We start from the raw sequence: 16,513 nt of genomic DNA, 5'->3' as shown, positions 1-16,513 counted from the left end.
CGGTCACTGCTCGGGAGATGGACGATGCAATCGCAGAATGCCCCCATTACTCGGGAGCTGTTCGATCAGGTGATGGTTCCTACTTATAACCCCCTTGCGGTCATTCCGGTGCGTGCCGAGGGTTCTCGCGTTTGGGATCAGCAGGGGCGTGAATACATCGACTTCGCTGGCGGTATCGCCGTTACCTGTCTGGGGCACGGCCACCCGCGTTTGCTGGCCGCTCTGCAGAGGCAGGCCGCGAAAATATGGCACCTCAGCAATGTCATGACCAATGAACCGGCGTTGTCGCTCGCGCGCCGACTTTGTGAGCTGACTTTCGCCGAGCGGGTGTTTTTCGCCAATTCCGGAGCCGAGGCCAACGAAGCGGCGCTGAAGCTGGCGCGCAAGCATGCGAGCGTGCGTTTCGGAGCACAGAAGTACGAGATCGTCGCCTTCGAACAGGCGTTTCACGGTCGCACGTTGTTTACGGTCAGTGTCGGCGGGCAGCCCAAGTACACCCAAGGGTTCGAGCCGTTGCCCGCCGGAATCCACCATGTGCCCTATAATGATCTGGCGGCCGCGGAGGCGGTGATCTCGGAGCGCACCTGCGCGGTGATCGTCGAACCTGTGTTGGGAGAGGCGGGTATCGTACCGGCTGATCCGGCGTTCATAGGTGGGCTTCGCAAGCTCTGCGATCGCTACTCGGCGGCGTTGATCTTCGATGAAGTGCAAACCGGAGTGGGCCGCACGGGTGAGCTCTATGCCTATATGGGGTTAGGCGTGACGCCAGATATCTTGACCACGGCCAAAGCATTGGGGGGTGGCTTTCCGATCGGTGGCATGCTCACCAATGCCGCCCTGGCGGCGAGCTTCAGTGTGGGTAGCCATGGCAGCACATACGGCGGCAACCCGTTGGCCTGTGCGGTGGCCAATGAAGTATTGGCCATCGTCAGCGAACCTCAAGTGCTGGCCGGGGTGCGGGAGCGCCACCGACGACTGACCGATGCGCTGCGCGCGCTTGCTTCACGCTATGAGGTGTTTGATGAAATCCGCGGCCGTGGTCTGCTCGTCGGCTGCGCTTTGAGCGAGCGTTGGCGAGGACGAGCCCGGGAGCTTTTACACATGGGCTTGGAGGAGGGCGTGATGGTGTTGGTCGCCGGGCCGAACACACTCCGGCTGGCACCATCGCTGGTGATACCACAAGCCGATCTCGACGAGGGGTTGCACCGAGTCGAACGGTTGTTGGCGCGGGCGGTTAACACTCTATAGGATTCTCTACCTGGCGGAATGGGTCTAAGCTCGTCACCGAACTTGCGACCGATAACCCCCAAGACAGTGATGTGCTGCACGGAATCCAACCCGGCGTCGGCGCTAATTTACAATTGAGCTTTTTATCCAACCTCCTTTTCGATGGTGTGGGGCAATCCCATGGCCGGCCGCGTGCCGGCCACTTTTTCCTTAGCCCTTTGCCCTCGGGGGTGCATCCCGCGGTTAAGCGGCTGATTACGCACGCGCACCCCCGCCCGTGTCGAGCCGGGTTCGATCAAACGTCCCAACTCGGCACTGTGATCGTCAACGAAGCCCACGGTGCAGATGTGCTCGTCTCCCTCGATCCAACCGTGCGGCGGTGCGTGACGTGGATCGTCAGCACTACTCAGCCTGTCATCTCATTGAACAGGCCTTTAATCAATTCAAACAATTCCGCCATATCGCGGCTACGATGAAACTCGCCATGCACTGTGCCGCCCCGGCCTTTTGCGGGTGCATCAGGCTATGACCGAAGCCGTGGGCAGCGCAGGCGGCTGGTGGGGCAAGGGCGATGGGCGAGACGGTGCGCTGGATCATGGGTCTTTTGCTACCGGCTTGGATTCAAACATTCGGGTACGCCTGATGAGTCGCCGAGCTTTGCCGGTCCCGGCTACCAGGTATTCCCATCTCGTCGAGTGTGATGGCCTCGGTTTGCACTTGCGTTCTGCCGCAAGTCTAGACCCTATGTTTGAACTTGCTGCGCAACTTCAAACAAGATGTCTAATGTTTTCGTCAACAACCCTGCCAGAAAACCTTTCTGGCAGGGTTGCTTGCAAGTTAAAACATATCAGCCTGAAAATTTTATGAATCGCACACGCCCTCGCTTGCCCCTTGAATCCACAGAAGATTTTGCTCAGTCGGGCGTAATCACCGATACGCCGCTCCTTCACAAAAACTCCTGTGAATCCACAAGCTGCACAATCATTAATCATCGCGCGGATTCATGAAACTTCCGGGCTAGGAACACAAACGACTCTTAATATGTGTTTATGGATGAAATGGCCGCTGCGCACGTGCAGCATCACCGTATGATGGCGGAGCTTGAGACTCCGGAGCCTATTGCCTGGATGGTATTGCAACGCTAGGGTGTGATGTTCGGCAAGCGGCTGGATCGGGAGGAGTGCTCCCTTTAGCGCGAACGGCTCATGTCCACCATTTTCCGAGGGCATGGCGAGGGGCTGCGTGCGGCATCCGCGCTTGATCTTTTGAGTCGGGTTCGCAGCGGGTCTTTATACGTAGCTCAGGTCAGCGGACTGGCATTTTAACAATTAAGCTATGCTGAGCGGGATTTTCCAGCGCGGGGCCATCGGGCCTGGCAACGGGAGAGAAAACGATGGCCGCCATGGTTAAGCGGATTTTTACCACTCTTTGGCACCTGATCGTTGTGGCATGGCGTGCCCTGATCGTGCTGTTCGTCTTATTGTTCCTGGCGATCGTGTTCTTCGCCATCAAAGGTCCGCCAGCGCCTCAGGTGGGCGACAACGTCGCATTGGTTTGGGCGCCGCAGGGCAGCGTAGTGGAGCACAGCGAGTTCGAGCCGGGCGTGTTGCTCAGACGGTTCATGGAAGAGAAGCCGCAACAAACCCCGCTGCGTGACTTGCTGGTTGCGTTGCGCCGCGGTGCGAGTGATTCGCGCATCACTCTGGCCGTGTTGCAGCTCGATGAGTTGCAGCAGGCCGGTATGGCCCAGCTGCAAGAATTGGGTGGCGCGATACGCGATTTTCGAGCCAGCGGCAAGAAGGTGATCGCCTATGCCCAATCCTATACCCAGCTCCAGTATTATCTGGCCGCTTTGGCGGACAAAGTCTATCTGGATCCCCTGGGTGCGGTGTTGCTGCAAGGATTCGGCGTCTACCAACATTACTTCAGGGATGCTCTCGATGAGCTGGGGGTGAAGGTCCATGTGTTCCGCGTGGGCCAGTACAAGGCGGCGGTGGAGCCGTTTATGCGCAATGACATGTCGCCGCAGGCCCGTCGGGAAAATCTGATCTGGTTGCACACGCTGTGGGATGTCTACAAGAGCGATGTGGCCCATTCGCGTGGTTTGCCACCGAGTGCGATCGATCGCTACATCGATAATTTGCCTGTCGAGTTAGCGGCGCACGATGGCGATACGGCGGCTTTGGCCCGCTCGGCTGGGTTGGTCGATAAGTTGGTTACTCCGGCCGAGCTGCGCGCCGAATTGGCGAGTATTGTGGGAGAGGACTTGCAAACCGGGGGCTTTCGGCAGATCAACAACCCGGATTATCTGCAGGCGAGTGGTGGATTGCAGGCGGACGATCAGCCCGGCAAGGTGGGTTTGATCACAATGGAGGGCCCCATCGCCGACGGCGAGAGCCGACCCGGAATCGTGGGGGGCGACACCATCGCCCAGCAGATTCGTGACGCGCGGCGGGATCACGGCATCGCCGCATTGATCCTCCGTGTGAACAGCCCGGGCGGTAGCGCAACCGCAAGCGAGGTGGTTCGCCGTGAGGTGGCCGCGACCCGCCAGGCCGGCAAACCGGTGGTGGTATCCATGTCGGCGGTGGCTGCATCAGGCGGATACTGGGCCGCGATGAATGCTAATCAGATCTGGGCTCAGGCCAGCACATTGACCGGTTCCATCGGTATCTTCGGTTTGCTGCCCAATGTTCAGACCACACTGGAAAAGCTGGGTATCCACCCCGATGGGGTGGGCACCCACGCCCTTACCGGTGCGCTGCGAGCGGACCGGCCGTTGAGTCCGGAGGGCGCGCGCCTGGTGCAGCTGGTTATCGAGCAGGGCTATCAGCGGTTTATCCACCGGGTTGCTCAGGCACGTGGCATGAGCGTGGAGGCCGTGGATCGGATCGCTCAGGGCCGAGTGTGGAGCGGACGGGACGCCAAGCGTTTGGGTTTGGTGGACCATTTGGGTGGGTTGGGTCAGGCGGCCGAGGCCGCTGCCGCGCTCGCGGGACTACCAAAGAACCGATTCATGCTGGTGCCCATACCGACAACCCAAAGCCTGCGTGAGCGCGTGCTGCAGCGTTTCGTCGCGTTGGCCCAACGGCTTGATGCTAAGCCATGGCCCATTTCGGATTGGCTTGTGTGGTTGATACCGTTGCCTGATGAAACGCTGCCGCTCGCCTGGCTGCAGGACCCCAAAGCCGCTTATGCCTATTGCCCCTGTTGGCCGGATTTGGGGGGAATCCGGTAAAGGGGCGCGACCCAGAACATCTCACCCTCTCCCGTTCGGCGAGTGGGACCTCCATACAAAATCCTTCCCCATGCCGCGGCTTTTGTCCAGCCTTGCTTTCCTAAGCGGCTACCGCCAGCCGATATTTCCTCGTCTGCGCCCTTCCCTTATGAAATGCGTCCAATGCCGAGGATTTGGTGTAAGTCACTATCCAAGGCTTATCGATGGCATAGCCTGTAAGACCCAATAAAAGAAAAGCGCGCAGGTCCCGTATAGCCCAAAACCAGGGGATGCAGGTAGGCCCCGACCATCACTACGCCCACCTAGGTGTCTGGGTCATTCGGTTGCGAAGCGCGCGCACTAGCGCTCAGAGCGCGCAAACATAAGAACGTTAAACATTCGTATCTTTAATATCGTCCTGCATTGTCGCCAGCAATGGTCCTGTTTTGTTCAATGTGGCCGCGGAGCGGCCTGAGGTATCCAAACGGAGACAATTATTATGCAGACGGCTTATGCAGAGTTTCGGGGTGGGGTGGAGTGGGAAGGGCCCTCATGGGAGCCCGCCTTTCTTAAAAATCGCGTAGCGACATACTACCGTGAGCGGGTTGAGAAAACTTGGAACGGCGGGCATATCATGCACGGTCGGCAACCGAGTACCGACTCAATAGTGCTCCAGAGCAATGATTACCTATCGATTGCTGGGCATCCTGCTATTCTGCGTGCTCAGGCCGAAGCGATCGAGCAGGCCGGCAACGGCCTGCTCATGTCGGCGGTCTTTCTGCAGGGGAGCGAGCCGCAGCCGCGGCTGGAAGCCGAGTTTGCCGATTATCTCGGCAGTGAGGCCACGGTGCTGTGTCAGTCCGGTTGGTGTGCCAACGTCGGCCTGATCCAGGCCATCGCCGATGCTTCCGTGCCCGTGTACGTGGACATGTTCGCCCACATGTCGTTGCATCAAGGTATTTTGTGCGCCGGTGCCACTGCTCGGCCGTTTCGGCATAATGACGTTGATCATTTGGAGCGGCAGATTCGTCGTTACGGGCCGGGCATCGTAGTGGTGGATTCGATCTACAGTACGACCGGCAATATAGCGCCGCTGGTGGCACTCACAGAAATCGGATTGCGCCACGGTTGCGTGTTGGTGGTGGATGAGTCGCACTCCTTGGGTACCCATGGGCCGGATGGGGTGGGGTTGGTAGCCGCTTGCGGTTTGGCCGATCAGGTCCATTTTCGCACTGCGAGCCTCGCTAAGGCCTTCGCCGGCCGTGCCGGGCTGATTACCTGTTCGGCGCGTTTTGCCGAGTACTTCAAATGCACGGCCCGTCCGGCGATTTTCAGCTCTACGCTACTGCCCCATGAGATTGCAGGATTGCACACCGCTTTGCGGGTGATACGTCAGGAAGAATGGCGTCGTCAGCGGCTGTATCGCAACGCGCGTTATTTACGCGATGAGCTCAGTCGACTCGGCTACAATTTGGAAAGTGATTCGCAAATTATTGGCCTTGAGTCCGGGCCGGAGCCTCAAACCATCGTGTTGCGTGACGCATTAGAGTCACGCGGGATCTTTGGCTCGGTGTTTTGCGCTCCGGCGACGCCGACCAATCGATCGCTGATTCGCTTGTCCGTGAATGCAGCGCTCTGTGGTGCTCAACTGCGGCGAATCGTGAACGTCTGCGCGGCCATCCGTGAGGAAGTGGATCTGGTGAGTTGGGCATCCACTCGGCGCAAGCCACATTCTACCCCCGTTCTCTGCCGGTAAGGGTGTTTTGATGGATGAACGGATGCGACGGGGGCGAAATGCCGTTTATGGGCAACCTGTCATAGGCGGGGCAGCGCCAGCGTCGCATCCAATTCGTCGAGAAACGAGCGATAGCTCGCGATCCGCCAGCCGAGCCACCGGTAGAGTGGGGGGTCGTCGATGAGCGCGAGATAGTAGCGCCGCGCGCCGTGCAGCATTTTGGCTGGAAAGAGGAAATCCTCCCAATCGAGGCATTCTGGGCGATAATAGCCTGCGGAGCGCCAGAAATAGGGCACGGCGCTGCCGCTGGCGAGTTTATCCAGCAACGGTGCGGGGCCGCCTTGGTCGCGAATGATCTCCTGGTGCACCTGCAGATCCTCCTCAGTGAGCACGACCAGTCGATACGGCCGGCCATCGTCGGTGATCAGTAAGAAGCCGCTGGGCTCGGCGACGTAGTAATGCTCGATCAGCCGGTATTCCTCGCATAGGCGTTCGAAGTGGTAAATGAAAACGGGATCTTTGAGAAATGCGGCATCCTCGCCGTCGATCGACTGTTGGAGCAACCGGGAGGCATCCTGAAAATGCTGCGCCTGCAACTCTTTAATGCTTTGGTTTAGATCATCCGCTACATTTTGCCAGCTTTTTCGAATGAACCGATCGATCAGTCCCTGGTTGAAGCCCTCCACGGCGACTTTTTCGTCGCCGACTCCTGTGAAGAGGATTTTTTTGATGTGGGGATTGCGAATGCGTCGGCAAAATTCCAAGCCGTCCATACCGGGCATGGCGTAGTCAACGATCACCACGGAGACCTCGGAGAAGCGTTTGGGGTCGGTTACCGCCTCTTCCAGCGCCGCGATATCCACGCGCAGGAAATGATTGCGCATCGGCCAGCCGACGGCCTCCCGGTGCTGGTAGAAGCAGCGTTGGTAAGGGCGTACGCTGCTTTCGCAGTGCTGCAGATGCTCCAGAGCCGCCAGTGGCGAGTCGAATAACCGATAGGCCAGCCGTTCGTCGAGCTCCAAACTGAGATTGGTGAGGAAGGTTGCGTCATCGTCGATAACAAGCACGGTCGAGGGAAAGCGGTAGGGGGGGATTGACTTATCATCCATGATGGCCCACTCCTGGAAAAGTCAGCATGAACTCGGTGTATTTGCCGTATTCGCTCTTGCAATGGATAGAGCCGCCGAAGCTTCCTACAACCATTTTACAGAATGCCAGCCCGATGCCGGCGCCCTGGTCTATCGTGCGCGAGGAATAGAAGCGATTATAAATATAAGGCAACACCTCCGGCCGGATCCCGGTACCGGTATCCAGGACATGCAAGGTGCCGTCCGTTCCGTTGCGTTCGGTCCAGATTACGACTTCCCCGCGCCCGGCCTCCGCGATGAAATGCAAGGCGTTGCGTAATAAATTAAAAATGACATGGACCATGAGCAATGGTGAGCCTTGGAATGCGAAATCTGCTCCCCGGCGCCAGCGGATCCGCTCGCGCTCTGTTTGGGATCGAAACGGGTAGCGCTTTAGCGCGATCGCCACACACTCGCTGATGTGTGTAACAGTGTACTCTGAAGCATCCAGTTGGTGTCGCCCAGCGTTTATCAATAACATGTCGATTATCGTATTCGAGTAATTGGTCTCGTTTTCGATGCGATCCAGTACGGATTTGAGGGCGTGTTGGTGTCCTTGACGCATTGCAGGCACGCACAGGCCCTCTTTCCGAGCGAGTTCGTACGCTTCGAGCAGGTGTGGCAGGTAGCGCCTCAGGCCGCCTACTCCGCTGCGGATGCCCAGCAGCGGGGTGCGCAGCTCGTGAGCGATGTTGCGGCTGACAGCGAACATGGCGTCCAACCGCTCTTGGCTCACTAAAGCGGCTTTATAATTGACGATGCTGCCGGTAACCATTACGAACAAATAGATCGGCAGCTGTGCTAAATAGTCGGGCGGAACGACGAGCTGGCCGCCGGTTGCGATGTGGGCAAGCCAAGCGAGTGTTGTACCGGTTGCAAACAACAGGCTCAGCAGCAGCCATTCTTGTACCAGCAGCACCAGCAGGATCATCGCAGCCATGGTCGATGTATGCCATACATCTGACATGCCGTTTTTCAGCAGCATAAAGGTGAAAAAAAACGGCAGGGAATAGAGCATGGTGAAAAACCAGTACACTCCCAGCAAGGGGCGCCAGCGCTTCGGCCAACGCGGCAGGAATAAGTAGGGTAAGAATATCCCCGCTCCGATCAGCCGTAAGCCGAGGTTCTCGTAGGGCTGCGGAAACCAGTCGTGCCAGATGAAATAGTACGCTGGAAACCCCACAACGCCGATTATGCCGATGGGAAAGAGGTTCGGCTCCGATTGGCGCACCCCTTGTGCCAGGGCCAAGCGCAGCCGTGCAAGCAGTCGATTCCACCCACAATGAATTCTATTCGGCATGGCGTCGTTCTATCGAAATGCGGGGCGCTCTACCCCCTTCGCAACGGCACGGCCCGCGGCTGACTGCCCTGTTTATGGCTGAGTTTATGGCTGAGGCCTTTTTGCGGTTTTGGTAGCGCGTCGCAAACCCGCTGCTACCCTCCCGTTCAAGTCGCGAGTGGGGTCTTCAGGTGATCTCATCGGCGATGTGCATAAAAAGCACCGAAGCACTATATGCTTCAGATTAGGATACGGTGGATGCCAATGCATGTCATTGTATTTACCATTGCTCGTGCTTTGGCCATTAATAATGGTTGACACGCGTCATTCGAATCCGCTGGCGCGCGTGAGGCATGACAGGTAACATCAAGCGCGCGCTGATATGGTGGAATGGGCCGAAGCAACAGCGTACCGTTAAAATGGTATTTGTGGACCAGCCCCAGGCTCGGCGGTTGAAGTGAACAGACGGCCGCGGAGGATGGGGCGTACAAAGGATTAAGCGTATTACTGCAAAACGGAACGGTTTCATGCATGGCAAGCTGTTCGTGATCCTCGGTGGCCTGAATCTTTTCCTCGGCGTGGCTTTGGGCGCCTTTGGCGCTCATGGCCTGCGTGCGCGGGTGCCGCTCGAAATGTTGGAAGTCTGGCATACGGGCGTGGAGTATCAGCTTGTCCATGCCTTGGGTCTGCTTGCGGTTGGGCTGGTGCTGTCCCATCTGACAGCAGCGGTTGCCGTTGTGGTCGGGGCCGGCTGGTTGATGCTGATCGGAATCGCGCTCTTCTCCGGTAGCCTCTACGGATTGGTTTTGACCGAGGTGCGCTGGCTGGGTGCCGTGACGCCGTTTGGCGGTGCGTTGTTTCTGCTGGCGTGGCTGCTGCTGGTCTGGGGTGTATGGAAGGGCTGGCACTGAGGCTTATTCGAGGCTTCCACCCAGATCAGATTGGTTGCGAGCGGCTCAAGCCGAGCTTGCCGCGGGCGCAGCTCGAATCCGTCTCGAGCATCTCGCCCGCGTCGAACGTTAAAACCCGCATCTCGGCGAGGGTGTGCTCGAGCAACGCTTCGTAGTTTGGGAACAATCGCCTTTCAAGCCGTTGCAGCGGCTCCGGATGGGATTTGGTGCGTGGGTGTCGACTGAGCAGAGCACAGCAGTCCTTGTAAGGCTCGGTCGATAGTTCGTAAGTGCCGATTGTCCGCGCGCGCTCGACGATCTCTTGTTTGTCCATCCCGATTAAGGGGCGCAGAATCGGCAGGGCCGTTGCCTGCGAGTGACTGACTATATTTTCCAATGTTTGTGAGGCGACTTGCCCAAGGCTATCGCCGACCACGAGCGCTTGTCCACCATGGCGTTCGACAAGGCGGGTTCCGAGGCGTGCTATAAAACGGCGGAAGAGGATCATTTCGAAGCCGGAGGGTGGTTGGCCGATCAGCGCTAAGTCGAAATGCGTATAGGGTACCAAGAACAGTCGCGAGCGCAGAGTATAGATGCTCAGCCGCTTGGCAATACGGCTGACCAGGTTCTCGCGCAGCCGGTCGGCAGCGAGGTGCGTCGCTGTCATATGCAGGAAATTCACTCGGCAACCTCGCTTGGCCATTAGGAAGGCCGCCACAGGGGAGTCAATGCCGCCTGAGAGCAGGCTCAATACGGAGCCAGCGGTGAACACTGGCAGTCCGCCCAGTCCCCGATAGCGCACGTCATAGAGATATACCCCCTCGGGGTAGATATCGACGTAGAAACGCTGATCCGGGTGTGACAGATCCACGCGCGACCAGCTTGTGTGTTCGATGATGGTGGCGCCCAAACGGCGGGCGAGCTCATCGGATCGTAAAGGAAACCCCTTGTCGCCCCGATTAACTCGGACTGCAAAGCTCGCTTGTGCTCGCCAGTTTTCGTGGGCCATGCCCACCACGACTTCCTCGATCCGATGCAGTTGCGGCGACTCGCTGGGCCAGCGCAGATCCGCACGAGGGAGGAACGCAGCGGGTGCGGCCGAGGCGATGCCAGCCACACCCCGCAGCATGGCGGCGATTTCAAAGACATCGGCACACGGGGCATTTGGAATGTGCACCGTGATCCGATTGTGGCCGCGCTGCACCGGCCAATGCACACCGCGGCGCAGCAGTCGGTGTTTAATATTGCGTCGCAGTTGCAGCTCGAACTCGCGACGGTTATGGCCTTTGAGTGCAACCTCGGCGTAATGGAGCAGGATCCGGTGTCTTAGCATGGGCAATTTGTACGTGGTGCCATCGGGGCAGGGAGCCATGGGGCGACGAACGGTTCCGTAGATTCGCTCCTCGCTACTTGCGGCAAATATTTTATTATAACGCCCCTGTCGTTCTCCTGGGAGGGCGACGCATAGGTGCAGATCACATGATTGGTTACGGCGATTGGCCTTGGGCGGCAATCTGGGATCGATTCATCAGCCGGCTTGCGGAAAAGGCGTTACGCTGGTTCGTCCGAAGTTCGTGGGGCTCGGATGAAGGAGCGCGTCCATGAGGGTGTTGAGGCTTTTATCTATAACCGCCGTGTTCACAATAGCCGCTGCCGTGGGGGCTTGGTGGTACGTGAACGCCGGGGCAAGCCGCGGTGATCGATCATTGACGTTTTACGGGAACGTAGATATTCGCGAGGTGCAGCTTGCCTTCGAGGTAACCGGCCGGGTGGCGAAGCTGATAGTGGTAGAGGGGGAGCGTGTGCGTTCCGGGCAGGTTTTGGCCCAGCTGCAGCCTGAGCGTTATCAGCATGCAGTGGAGCAGAACCGTGGCCAACTGACCGTTGCAGAGCAGACACTGGCCAAGCTGGAGGCCGGTACGCGTTCGGAGGAGATCGCGCGGGCGCGCGCCGAGGTGAGCGCGGCGCGTGCCGAGGCGAAAAACGCTTGGGGCCGTTACCGACGCTTGCAGGATATGGAATCGAAGAACGCGGTCTCGCCTCAGGACGTCGACGACGGCAAGTCCGCCGCGCAAGCGGCGCAGGCTAGGCTGGTGGCGGCCCGTAAGACGCTCGCCCTGGCCTTGGCGGGGCCGCGCCAGGAGGATATCGCCCGGGCGCGTGGCGAACTGCAGATGGCGCAAGCCGAGCTCAGCCTAGCGCAGCGCAATCTGGCCGATACGACCTTGCGTGCCCCCGCGGCGGGTGTTGTCCGCAGCCGAATCCTGGAACCCGGTGACATGGCTGCCCCCGAGATTCCCGTTTATACCATTGCCCTAAACCAACCTCTATGGGTGCGTACCTATGTGTCGGAGACCGAGCTGGGCAACTTACGTCCCGGCATGGCGGCGGCAATCCATACTGACACTCATCCGGAGCAACCTTATCAAGGATGGGTCGGTTATATATCGCCGACTGCCGAGTTTACCCCTAAATCGGTGGAGAGCCCCGAGGTCCGTACCGATTTGGTGTATCAGGCGCGCATCTATGTCTGCGATGCCCGAGGTGAACTGCGGCTGGGAATGCCGGTAACGGTAACCATTCCCCGCCAGCAGACGGCGACTGGGCCGAAGGCTGCTTGTCGTCGGCAAAAGCAATGACCCTAGCCAAGGCGCAGCCGATCTTGGAGGCGCGGGAGGTCACGCGTACGTTTCGCTCGGGACGCCGGTGTATTACCGCGCTTGCCTCGGTGAATTTGGCGATTTTCCACGATGGCGTGGTTGGCTTGATCGGTCCCGACGGAGCCGGTAAGACGACTTTTATGCGTCTTGCCGCAGGGCTGTTGCGGCCCGATTCCGGCGAGATCCGGATCCAAGGGGTGAGCACTCGAGATCAAGCCTTGACGATCCAGTCTCGAATCGGCTACATGCCCCAGCGCTTCGGTCTGTATACGGACTTAACGGTTCGCGAGAATCTGGATTTGTATGCTGACTTGCAAGGCGTCGCCCCAGCGCGCCGCTCTGCCCGCTACGATGCGCTGATGCAAATGACCGGGTTGGGGGCGTTTCAGCGCCGGCTCGCCGGCAAACTCTCCGGCGGCATGAAGCAGAAGCTGGGCTTAGCCTGCACGCTGGTTCAGCCGAAAGAACTGTTGCTCCTCGATGAGCCCACGGTTGGTGTTGATCCCGTTTCGCGCCGTGAGCTCTGGCAGATCATTGATCGCCTGGTCGAGCAAGAGCAGATCACAGTGCTGCTCAGTACCGCCTATATGGATGAGGCCGAGCGCTGCCGGTATGTGTTTGTGCTAAACAACGGCTGCGTGCTCTCCCACGGCGAACCGCAAGCGTTATGCAGCCGAATGCAGGGTCATGGCTACGCCGCGAGCGCTCCCGGGATGCATCGTCGCGCGTTGCAAGGGCACCTCGTTCGAGCGCCTGGTGTGCTCGATGCAGTAATAGAACGCGAGTGGCTGCGGGTCGTCACTGAGCCGACATTGACCCCGGAGCGACTGAAGGGGCGCGCCGGAGTCCCGGGCCTTGAGCTCAATCCGCTGCCGGCTCGCTTCGAAGACGCGTTCATCGCCGAGTTTAGAGCGGTGAGTTCACGATGGCGAACGACCGTCAGTGGCTGGACGCCGCTACAGCCTGACGGCGGCCTTGAAACAGTAATTCAAGTCAATGCCCTGGAACGCCGCTTCGGTGATTTCCAGGCGGTGCGTGATTTGAGCTTCGAGGTGTATCGGGGGGAAATCTTTGGCTTGCTGGGCGCCAACGGCGCCGGTAAATCCACCACATTTCGCATGCTCTGCGGTCTGTTGCCACCCTCCTCCGGCGAGCTCAGCGTGGGGGGGGTCGATCTGCGCCGGGCCTCAGCCGCTGCTCGGGCGCGTATTGGTTATGTCTCCCAGAGCTTCGCTCTATATGGACAGCTGACCGTGACGCAAAATCTGCGTTTCTTCGCAAACATTTACAATTTGCGTGGGGGCCGTCGCCGCGAACGCATCGATTGGGCACTGGATGGCTTCGAGCTGCGTGCGCTCGCCAACGTCGATGCCGAGGACCTTTCGCTGGGCTTCAAGCAGCGCCTGGCGCTGGCCACCGCCTTGCTGCACCAGCCCGAGATTCTGTTCCTCGATGAGCCGACCTCCGGGGTCGATCCGCTGGCGCGACGCGAGTTCTGGGAGCTGATCAATGCGCTGGCTGAATACGGGGTAACCGTGCTGGTGACGACCCACTTCATGGAGGAGGCGGATTATTGTGATCGTCTGGTGATCATGGCCGGCGGGCAACTGCTGGCCTTGGGTACCCCTGAATCGATCAAGCGGCAGGTGGCGGGTGGGCGCTCGGAGTTGCCCAGCATGGAGGAGGCCTTCATCACGCTGGTCGAATCCCCCCAAGAGGAGCTCAGGTGATCAAAACGAGCGCATTGGGGTGGGTAAATCGTATGCAGCGGTTGCAGGGGTTGCTGCGCAAAGAATTCTTACAGATCGTGCGTGATCCAAGCAGCATCGCAATCGCGTTTGTTATGCCAATGGTGCTGCTGCTGCTATTCGGCTACGGGGTGTCGCTGAACGCGCGCAATGTCCCGGTAGCCCTAGTGATCGATCAGCCCAGTGGCGTGGCGGCTGACTTCGCGGGCAGCTTCCGGCAGTCCGAGTATCTGAGCGTGGTTCAACTGCCTAACATGCATGTTGGGAAGCGCGCCTTACGAGCCCATCGAGTGGATGCGGTTATTCATTTACGTTCCCAGTTTGCTAGGGAAGTGCAAGCAGGGCGCAGTGCGCCGATCCAAGTTCTGCTCAACGGCGTCGATGCCAATACCGCTCGGATTATCCGGGGCTATATCGAAGGGAGTTTGAGCCGCTGGCTGCAACAGCGCGCCGAACGCCAGGGGCAGCAGGCCGCCCGGCCCGTGATGTTGGCGAGCCGTATTTGGTTCAACGCCAATGTTCGCAGCCGTAATTATCTGGTGCCGGGGCTGATCGCGGTCATCATGACCTTGATCGGTGCCATGTTGACCGCACTGGTAGTGGCTCGCGAGTGGGAGCGAGGCACCATGGAGGCGTTGATGGTGACCCCGGTCACCATCGGCGAGGTGCTGCTCGGCAAGCTGCTGCCATACTTTCTCCTCGGCATGGGAGGTATGGCCACCTCAGTGGCCATGGCGCTGTGGTTGTTCGATGTGCCGTTGCGGGGGAGTGTGTGGGTTCTGTTCGCTGTTTCGGCCGTGTTCATGTTGGCCGCGCTGGGTATGGGATTGCTGATCTCGGTGAGCAGCCGCAGTCAGTTTGTCGCCGGACAAGCGGCAATCGTGAGCACTTTTCTGCCGGCGTTCCTGCTATCCGGGTTCATTTTCGATATTCACAGCATGACCGGCCCGATCCGTTTACTGACCTACCTCGTCCCCGCGCGTTACTTCGTTTCTTTTCTGCAAACCGGCTTCCTTGCTGGCGATGTTTGGCCTGTTATCTTCGTCGACGTCTCGGCCCTTGCGATCATGGCCGCGATCTTGCTCGGCATTACCCTGCGCCGCTCGCGCAAACGGCTTGATTGATTATGTGGCAGCGCGTTTTTCATCTGATGCTCAAGGAGTTTCTCGCCCTCCTAAAGGATCCGGCCAGCCGCGCGGTGCTGGTGCTGCCGCCCATTATTCAAACGATTATATTCGGTTACGCCGCGACGTTGGATTTGAGCCACATCCGCTACGGTGTCTATGCCGAGGACAGGGCGGCCCCGGCACGTGAGCTATTGGCGCGCTTCGCGGGCTCGCCGACTTTCACGCAGCGTGTGCACCTCGACAGCCTCGAGCAGGGGCGCGCTCTGATCGATCGAGGCGAGCTGCTATTGGTGGTGCATATTGGGCCGCGGTTCTCCGAGCGACTCCTGCGGCATAGGCCTGCGCCCGTGCAGGTGATTATCGACGGTCGCAACTCCAATACGGCGGTGATCGCGCAGGGTTATGTGCATGAGATCGTCGATCGGTTCAACGCTCGCTGGATTGCCGAGCATGCCGGTTGGCAACCGCCATTGGCTCATCTGGTTATCCGGGCTTGGTTCAACCCCAACCTGGAGAGCCGTTGGTTCATTATTCCCGGGATAATCGGACTGCTGCTGCAAGTGGTAGCGATGTTGGTCGCCGGACTCTCCATTGCGCGTGAGCGTGAGAGCGGGACTTTCGATCAGTTATTGGTGGCACCCGTGCGCCCCTTCGAGATTCTGCTCGGCAAGGCGCTGCCGGGATTCCTGGTCGGTTTGGCCGAGGGCACGCTGATTGTGCTCATCGCCGTACTTTGGTTTCAGATACCGCTGGTGGGGCGGCTAGCGGTGCTCTACGCGGGTATGGCCTTATTTTTATTCGCCACGATCGGTGTGGGTTTAGCAATCTCGTCGTTGGCGGTAACAATGCAGCAAGGCCTGTTGGGCGCATTTCTATTCATGGTGCCCTCGGTGCTTCTGTCAGGATTTGCAACTCCAATCGCCAACATGCCCGTGATCGTGCAGTATCTTACGCTGCTCAACCCGTTGCGCTATTTTATGGATATTCTGCGCGGGGTTTTTTTGGAAGACGCTTCGTTGCATCTCCTGGTAGGCCAATTTTGGCCCTTGTTGGTAATTGGCTTGGTAAACCTGGCCATGGCCGGCTGGATGTTTCGTCACCGTCTCCATTGAGGTTATGCCGATGCCCCGGTTTGCGTATGGCTCGGCAAGCCGTGGCTTACGAACGGCAATAAGGACGTATTTGGCATGCGGATTCGGATTGGCGGCAAGCCGCCTTGGCGCAGGGCGGTGTGGGGTGGACTCGCGCTGGTTTTGGTCGTGGCGGTAGCCGGCTGCGCCGGTCTCTACCAGTATGCCGACCCGCCGCGCGTCACGTTGGCCGGCATCCGCATTCTTGATTTGAACCTGTTTGAGCAGCGCTATCAGTTGGCCTTGCGGGTTCAGAATCCGAATCGTTTCGACCTACCCATCGAACGCATGAGCTATACGCTGGAGGTGAACGGCTCGGAGTTCGCGCACGGCGTCAACAATCAGAAAAACACTATTCCCGCTCTCGGCGAGC

Annotated in this window: 14 protein-coding genes; 10 read left to right on the top strand and 4 right to left on the bottom strand. The window is 59.0% G+C overall.

Annotated features, from left to right (window positions below; genetic code table 11):
• Nucleotides 1-24: 24 nt before the first annotated feature.
• The gene (locus NB231_RS05325; protein ID WP_005000382.1) at nucleotides 25-1,248 is read left to right on the top strand and encodes an aspartate aminotransferase family protein; all 1,224 of its coding nucleotides are present in this window, start codon (nucleotides 25-27) and stop codon (nucleotides 1,246-1,248) included.
• 122 nt (nucleotides 1,249-1,370) lie between these two features.
• On the opposite strand, the gene NB231_RS05320 is transcribed toward NB231_RS05325, so the two are convergent.
• Entirely contained in the window at nucleotides 1,371-1,565 is a 195-nt protein-coding gene (locus NB231_RS05320) for a hypothetical protein (RefSeq protein ID WP_005000380.1), read from the bottom strand.
• Between the two features lie 187 nt (nucleotides 1,566-1,752).
• On the opposite strand from NB231_RS05320, the gene NB231_RS19420 reads away from it, so the two are divergent.
• From NB231_RS19420 to cqsA, 3 genes are all read left to right on the top strand, one after another.
• Complete coding sequence (locus NB231_RS19420; protein ID WP_156776906.1) at nucleotides 1,753-2,094, top strand: hypothetical protein; 342 nt, start codon at nucleotides 1,753-1,755, stop codon at nucleotides 2,092-2,094.
• Between the two features lie 526 nt (nucleotides 2,095-2,620).
• Nucleotides 2,621-4,465: a signal peptide peptidase SppA gene (gene sppA, locus NB231_RS05315; RefSeq protein WP_005000379.1), complete on the top strand. Its 1,845-nt coding sequence runs from the start codon at nucleotides 2,621-2,623 to the stop codon at nucleotides 4,463-4,465.
• Between the two features lie 478 nt (nucleotides 4,466-4,943).
• Complete coding sequence (gene cqsA, locus NB231_RS05310; protein ID WP_005000375.1) at nucleotides 4,944-6,200, top strand: alpha-hydroxyketone-type quorum-sensing autoinducer synthase; 1,257 nt, start codon at nucleotides 4,944-4,946, stop codon at nucleotides 6,198-6,200.
• Nucleotides 6,201-6,259: 59 nt separating this feature from the next.
• On the opposite strand, the gene NB231_RS05305 is transcribed toward cqsA, so the two are convergent.
• Both NB231_RS05305 and NB231_RS05300 read right to left on the bottom strand, forming a co-directional pair.
• Nucleotides 6,260-7,288 (bottom strand): response regulator, encoded by a 1,029-nt coding sequence (locus tag NB231_RS05305; RefSeq protein ID WP_005000373.1) that lies wholly within the window; start codon nucleotides 7,286-7,288, stop codon nucleotides 6,260-6,262.
• Complete coding sequence (locus tag NB231_RS05300) at nucleotides 7,281-8,606, bottom strand: sensor histidine kinase (protein ID WP_005000372.1); 1,326 nt, start codon at nucleotides 8,604-8,606, stop codon at nucleotides 7,281-7,283. The genes NB231_RS05305 and NB231_RS05300 overlap by 8 nt, the downstream gene beginning before the upstream one ends.
• Before the next feature lie 506 nt (nucleotides 8,607-9,112).
• Here NB231_RS05300 and NB231_RS05295 point away from each other — a divergent pair.
• A complete protein-coding gene (locus NB231_RS05295; protein WP_005000371.1) occupies nucleotides 9,113-9,496 on the top strand; it encodes a DUF423 domain-containing protein in 384 nt (127 codons plus the stop codon).
• Between the two features lie 25 nt (nucleotides 9,497-9,521).
• Here NB231_RS05295 and thiI read toward each other — a convergent pair whose 3' ends face one another.
• Nucleotides 9,522-10,808, bottom strand: a complete 1,287-nt coding sequence (gene thiI, locus NB231_RS05290) for a tRNA uracil 4-sulfurtransferase ThiI (protein WP_156776905.1) — start codon at nucleotides 10,806-10,808, stop codon at nucleotides 9,522-9,524.
• A gap of 268 nt (nucleotides 10,809-11,076) precedes the next feature.
• Here thiI and NB231_RS05285 point away from each other — a divergent pair, with 268 nt between their 5' ends.
• The 5 genes from NB231_RS05285 to NB231_RS05265 form a co-directional block, all read left to right on the top strand.
• Complete coding sequence (locus tag NB231_RS05285) at nucleotides 11,077-12,114, top strand: efflux RND transporter periplasmic adaptor subunit (protein WP_040661876.1); 1,038 nt, start codon at nucleotides 11,077-11,079, stop codon at nucleotides 12,112-12,114.
• On the top strand, nucleotides 12,111-13,865 hold the full coding sequence (locus NB231_RS05280) for an ATP-binding cassette domain-containing protein (RefSeq protein ID WP_005000368.1): 1,755 nt from the start codon (nucleotides 12,111-12,113) through the stop codon (nucleotides 13,863-13,865). Before NB231_RS05285 ends, NB231_RS05280 begins: the two co-directional genes overlap by 4 nt.
• Nucleotides 13,862-15,007 (top strand): ABC transporter permease, encoded by a 1,146-nt coding sequence (locus NB231_RS05275; protein ID WP_005000363.1) that lies wholly within the window; start codon nucleotides 13,862-13,864, stop codon nucleotides 15,005-15,007. The genes NB231_RS05280 and NB231_RS05275 overlap by 4 nt, the downstream gene beginning before the upstream one ends.
• A 2-nt stretch (nucleotides 15,008-15,009) precedes the next feature.
• Nucleotides 15,010-16,122 (top strand): ABC transporter permease, encoded by a 1,113-nt coding sequence (locus tag NB231_RS05270; RefSeq protein WP_005000362.1) that lies wholly within the window; start codon nucleotides 15,010-15,012, stop codon nucleotides 16,120-16,122.
• A gap of 75 nt (nucleotides 16,123-16,197) precedes the next feature.
• Nucleotides 16,198-16,513: LEA type 2 family protein (locus NB231_RS05265; protein WP_005000361.1), on the top strand; the 316-nt coding region annotated here is incomplete at its 3' end.

The organism is Nitrococcus mobilis Nb-231, assembly GCF_000153205.1.
In the GTDB taxonomy this organism is placed as follows: domain Bacteria; phylum Pseudomonadota; class Gammaproteobacteria; order Nitrococcales; family Nitrococcaceae; genus Nitrococcus; species Nitrococcus mobilis.
This window is presented reverse-complemented; position numbering and strand designations above follow the sequence as displayed.

Excerpts from the sequence above, each read along its gene's own strand:
- NB231_RS05285 (WP_040661876.1), top strand. The coding sequence starts at position 11,077 with ATGAGGGTGTTGAGGCTTTTATCTATAACCGCCGTGTTCACAATAGCC.
- thiI (WP_156776905.1), bottom strand. The coding sequence starts at position 10,808 with ATGCTAAGACACCGGATCCTGCTCCATTACGCCGAGGTTGCACTCAAA.
- NB231_RS19420 (WP_156776906.1), top strand. The coding sequence starts at position 1,753 with ATGACCGAAGCCGTGGGCAGCGCAGGCGGCTGGTGGGGCAAGGGCGAT.
- sppA (WP_005000379.1), top strand. The coding sequence starts at position 2,621 with ATGGCCGCCATGGTTAAGCGGATTTTTACCACTCTTTGGCACCTGATC.
- NB231_RS05270 (WP_005000362.1), top strand. The coding sequence starts at position 15,010 with ATGTGGCAGCGCGTTTTTCATCTGATGCTCAAGGAGTTTCTCGCCCTC.
- NB231_RS05325 (WP_005000382.1), top strand. The coding sequence starts at position 25 with ATGCAATCGCAGAATGCCCCCATTACTCGGGAGCTGTTCGATCAGGTG.
- NB231_RS05280 (WP_005000368.1), top strand. The coding sequence starts at position 12,111 with ATGACCCTAGCCAAGGCGCAGCCGATCTTGGAGGCGCGGGAGGTCACG.
- cqsA (WP_005000375.1), top strand. The coding sequence starts at position 4,944 with ATGCAGACGGCTTATGCAGAGTTTCGGGGTGGGGTGGAGTGGGAAGGG.
- NB231_RS05305 (WP_005000373.1), bottom strand. The coding sequence starts at position 7,288 with ATGGATGATAAGTCAATCCCCCCCTACCGCTTTCCCTCGACCGTGCTT.
- NB231_RS05300 (WP_005000372.1), bottom strand. The coding sequence starts at position 8,606 with ATGCCGAATAGAATTCATTGTGGGTGGAATCGACTGCTTGCACGGCTG.
- NB231_RS05295 (WP_005000371.1), top strand. The coding sequence starts at position 9,113 with ATGCATGGCAAGCTGTTCGTGATCCTCGGTGGCCTGAATCTTTTCCTC.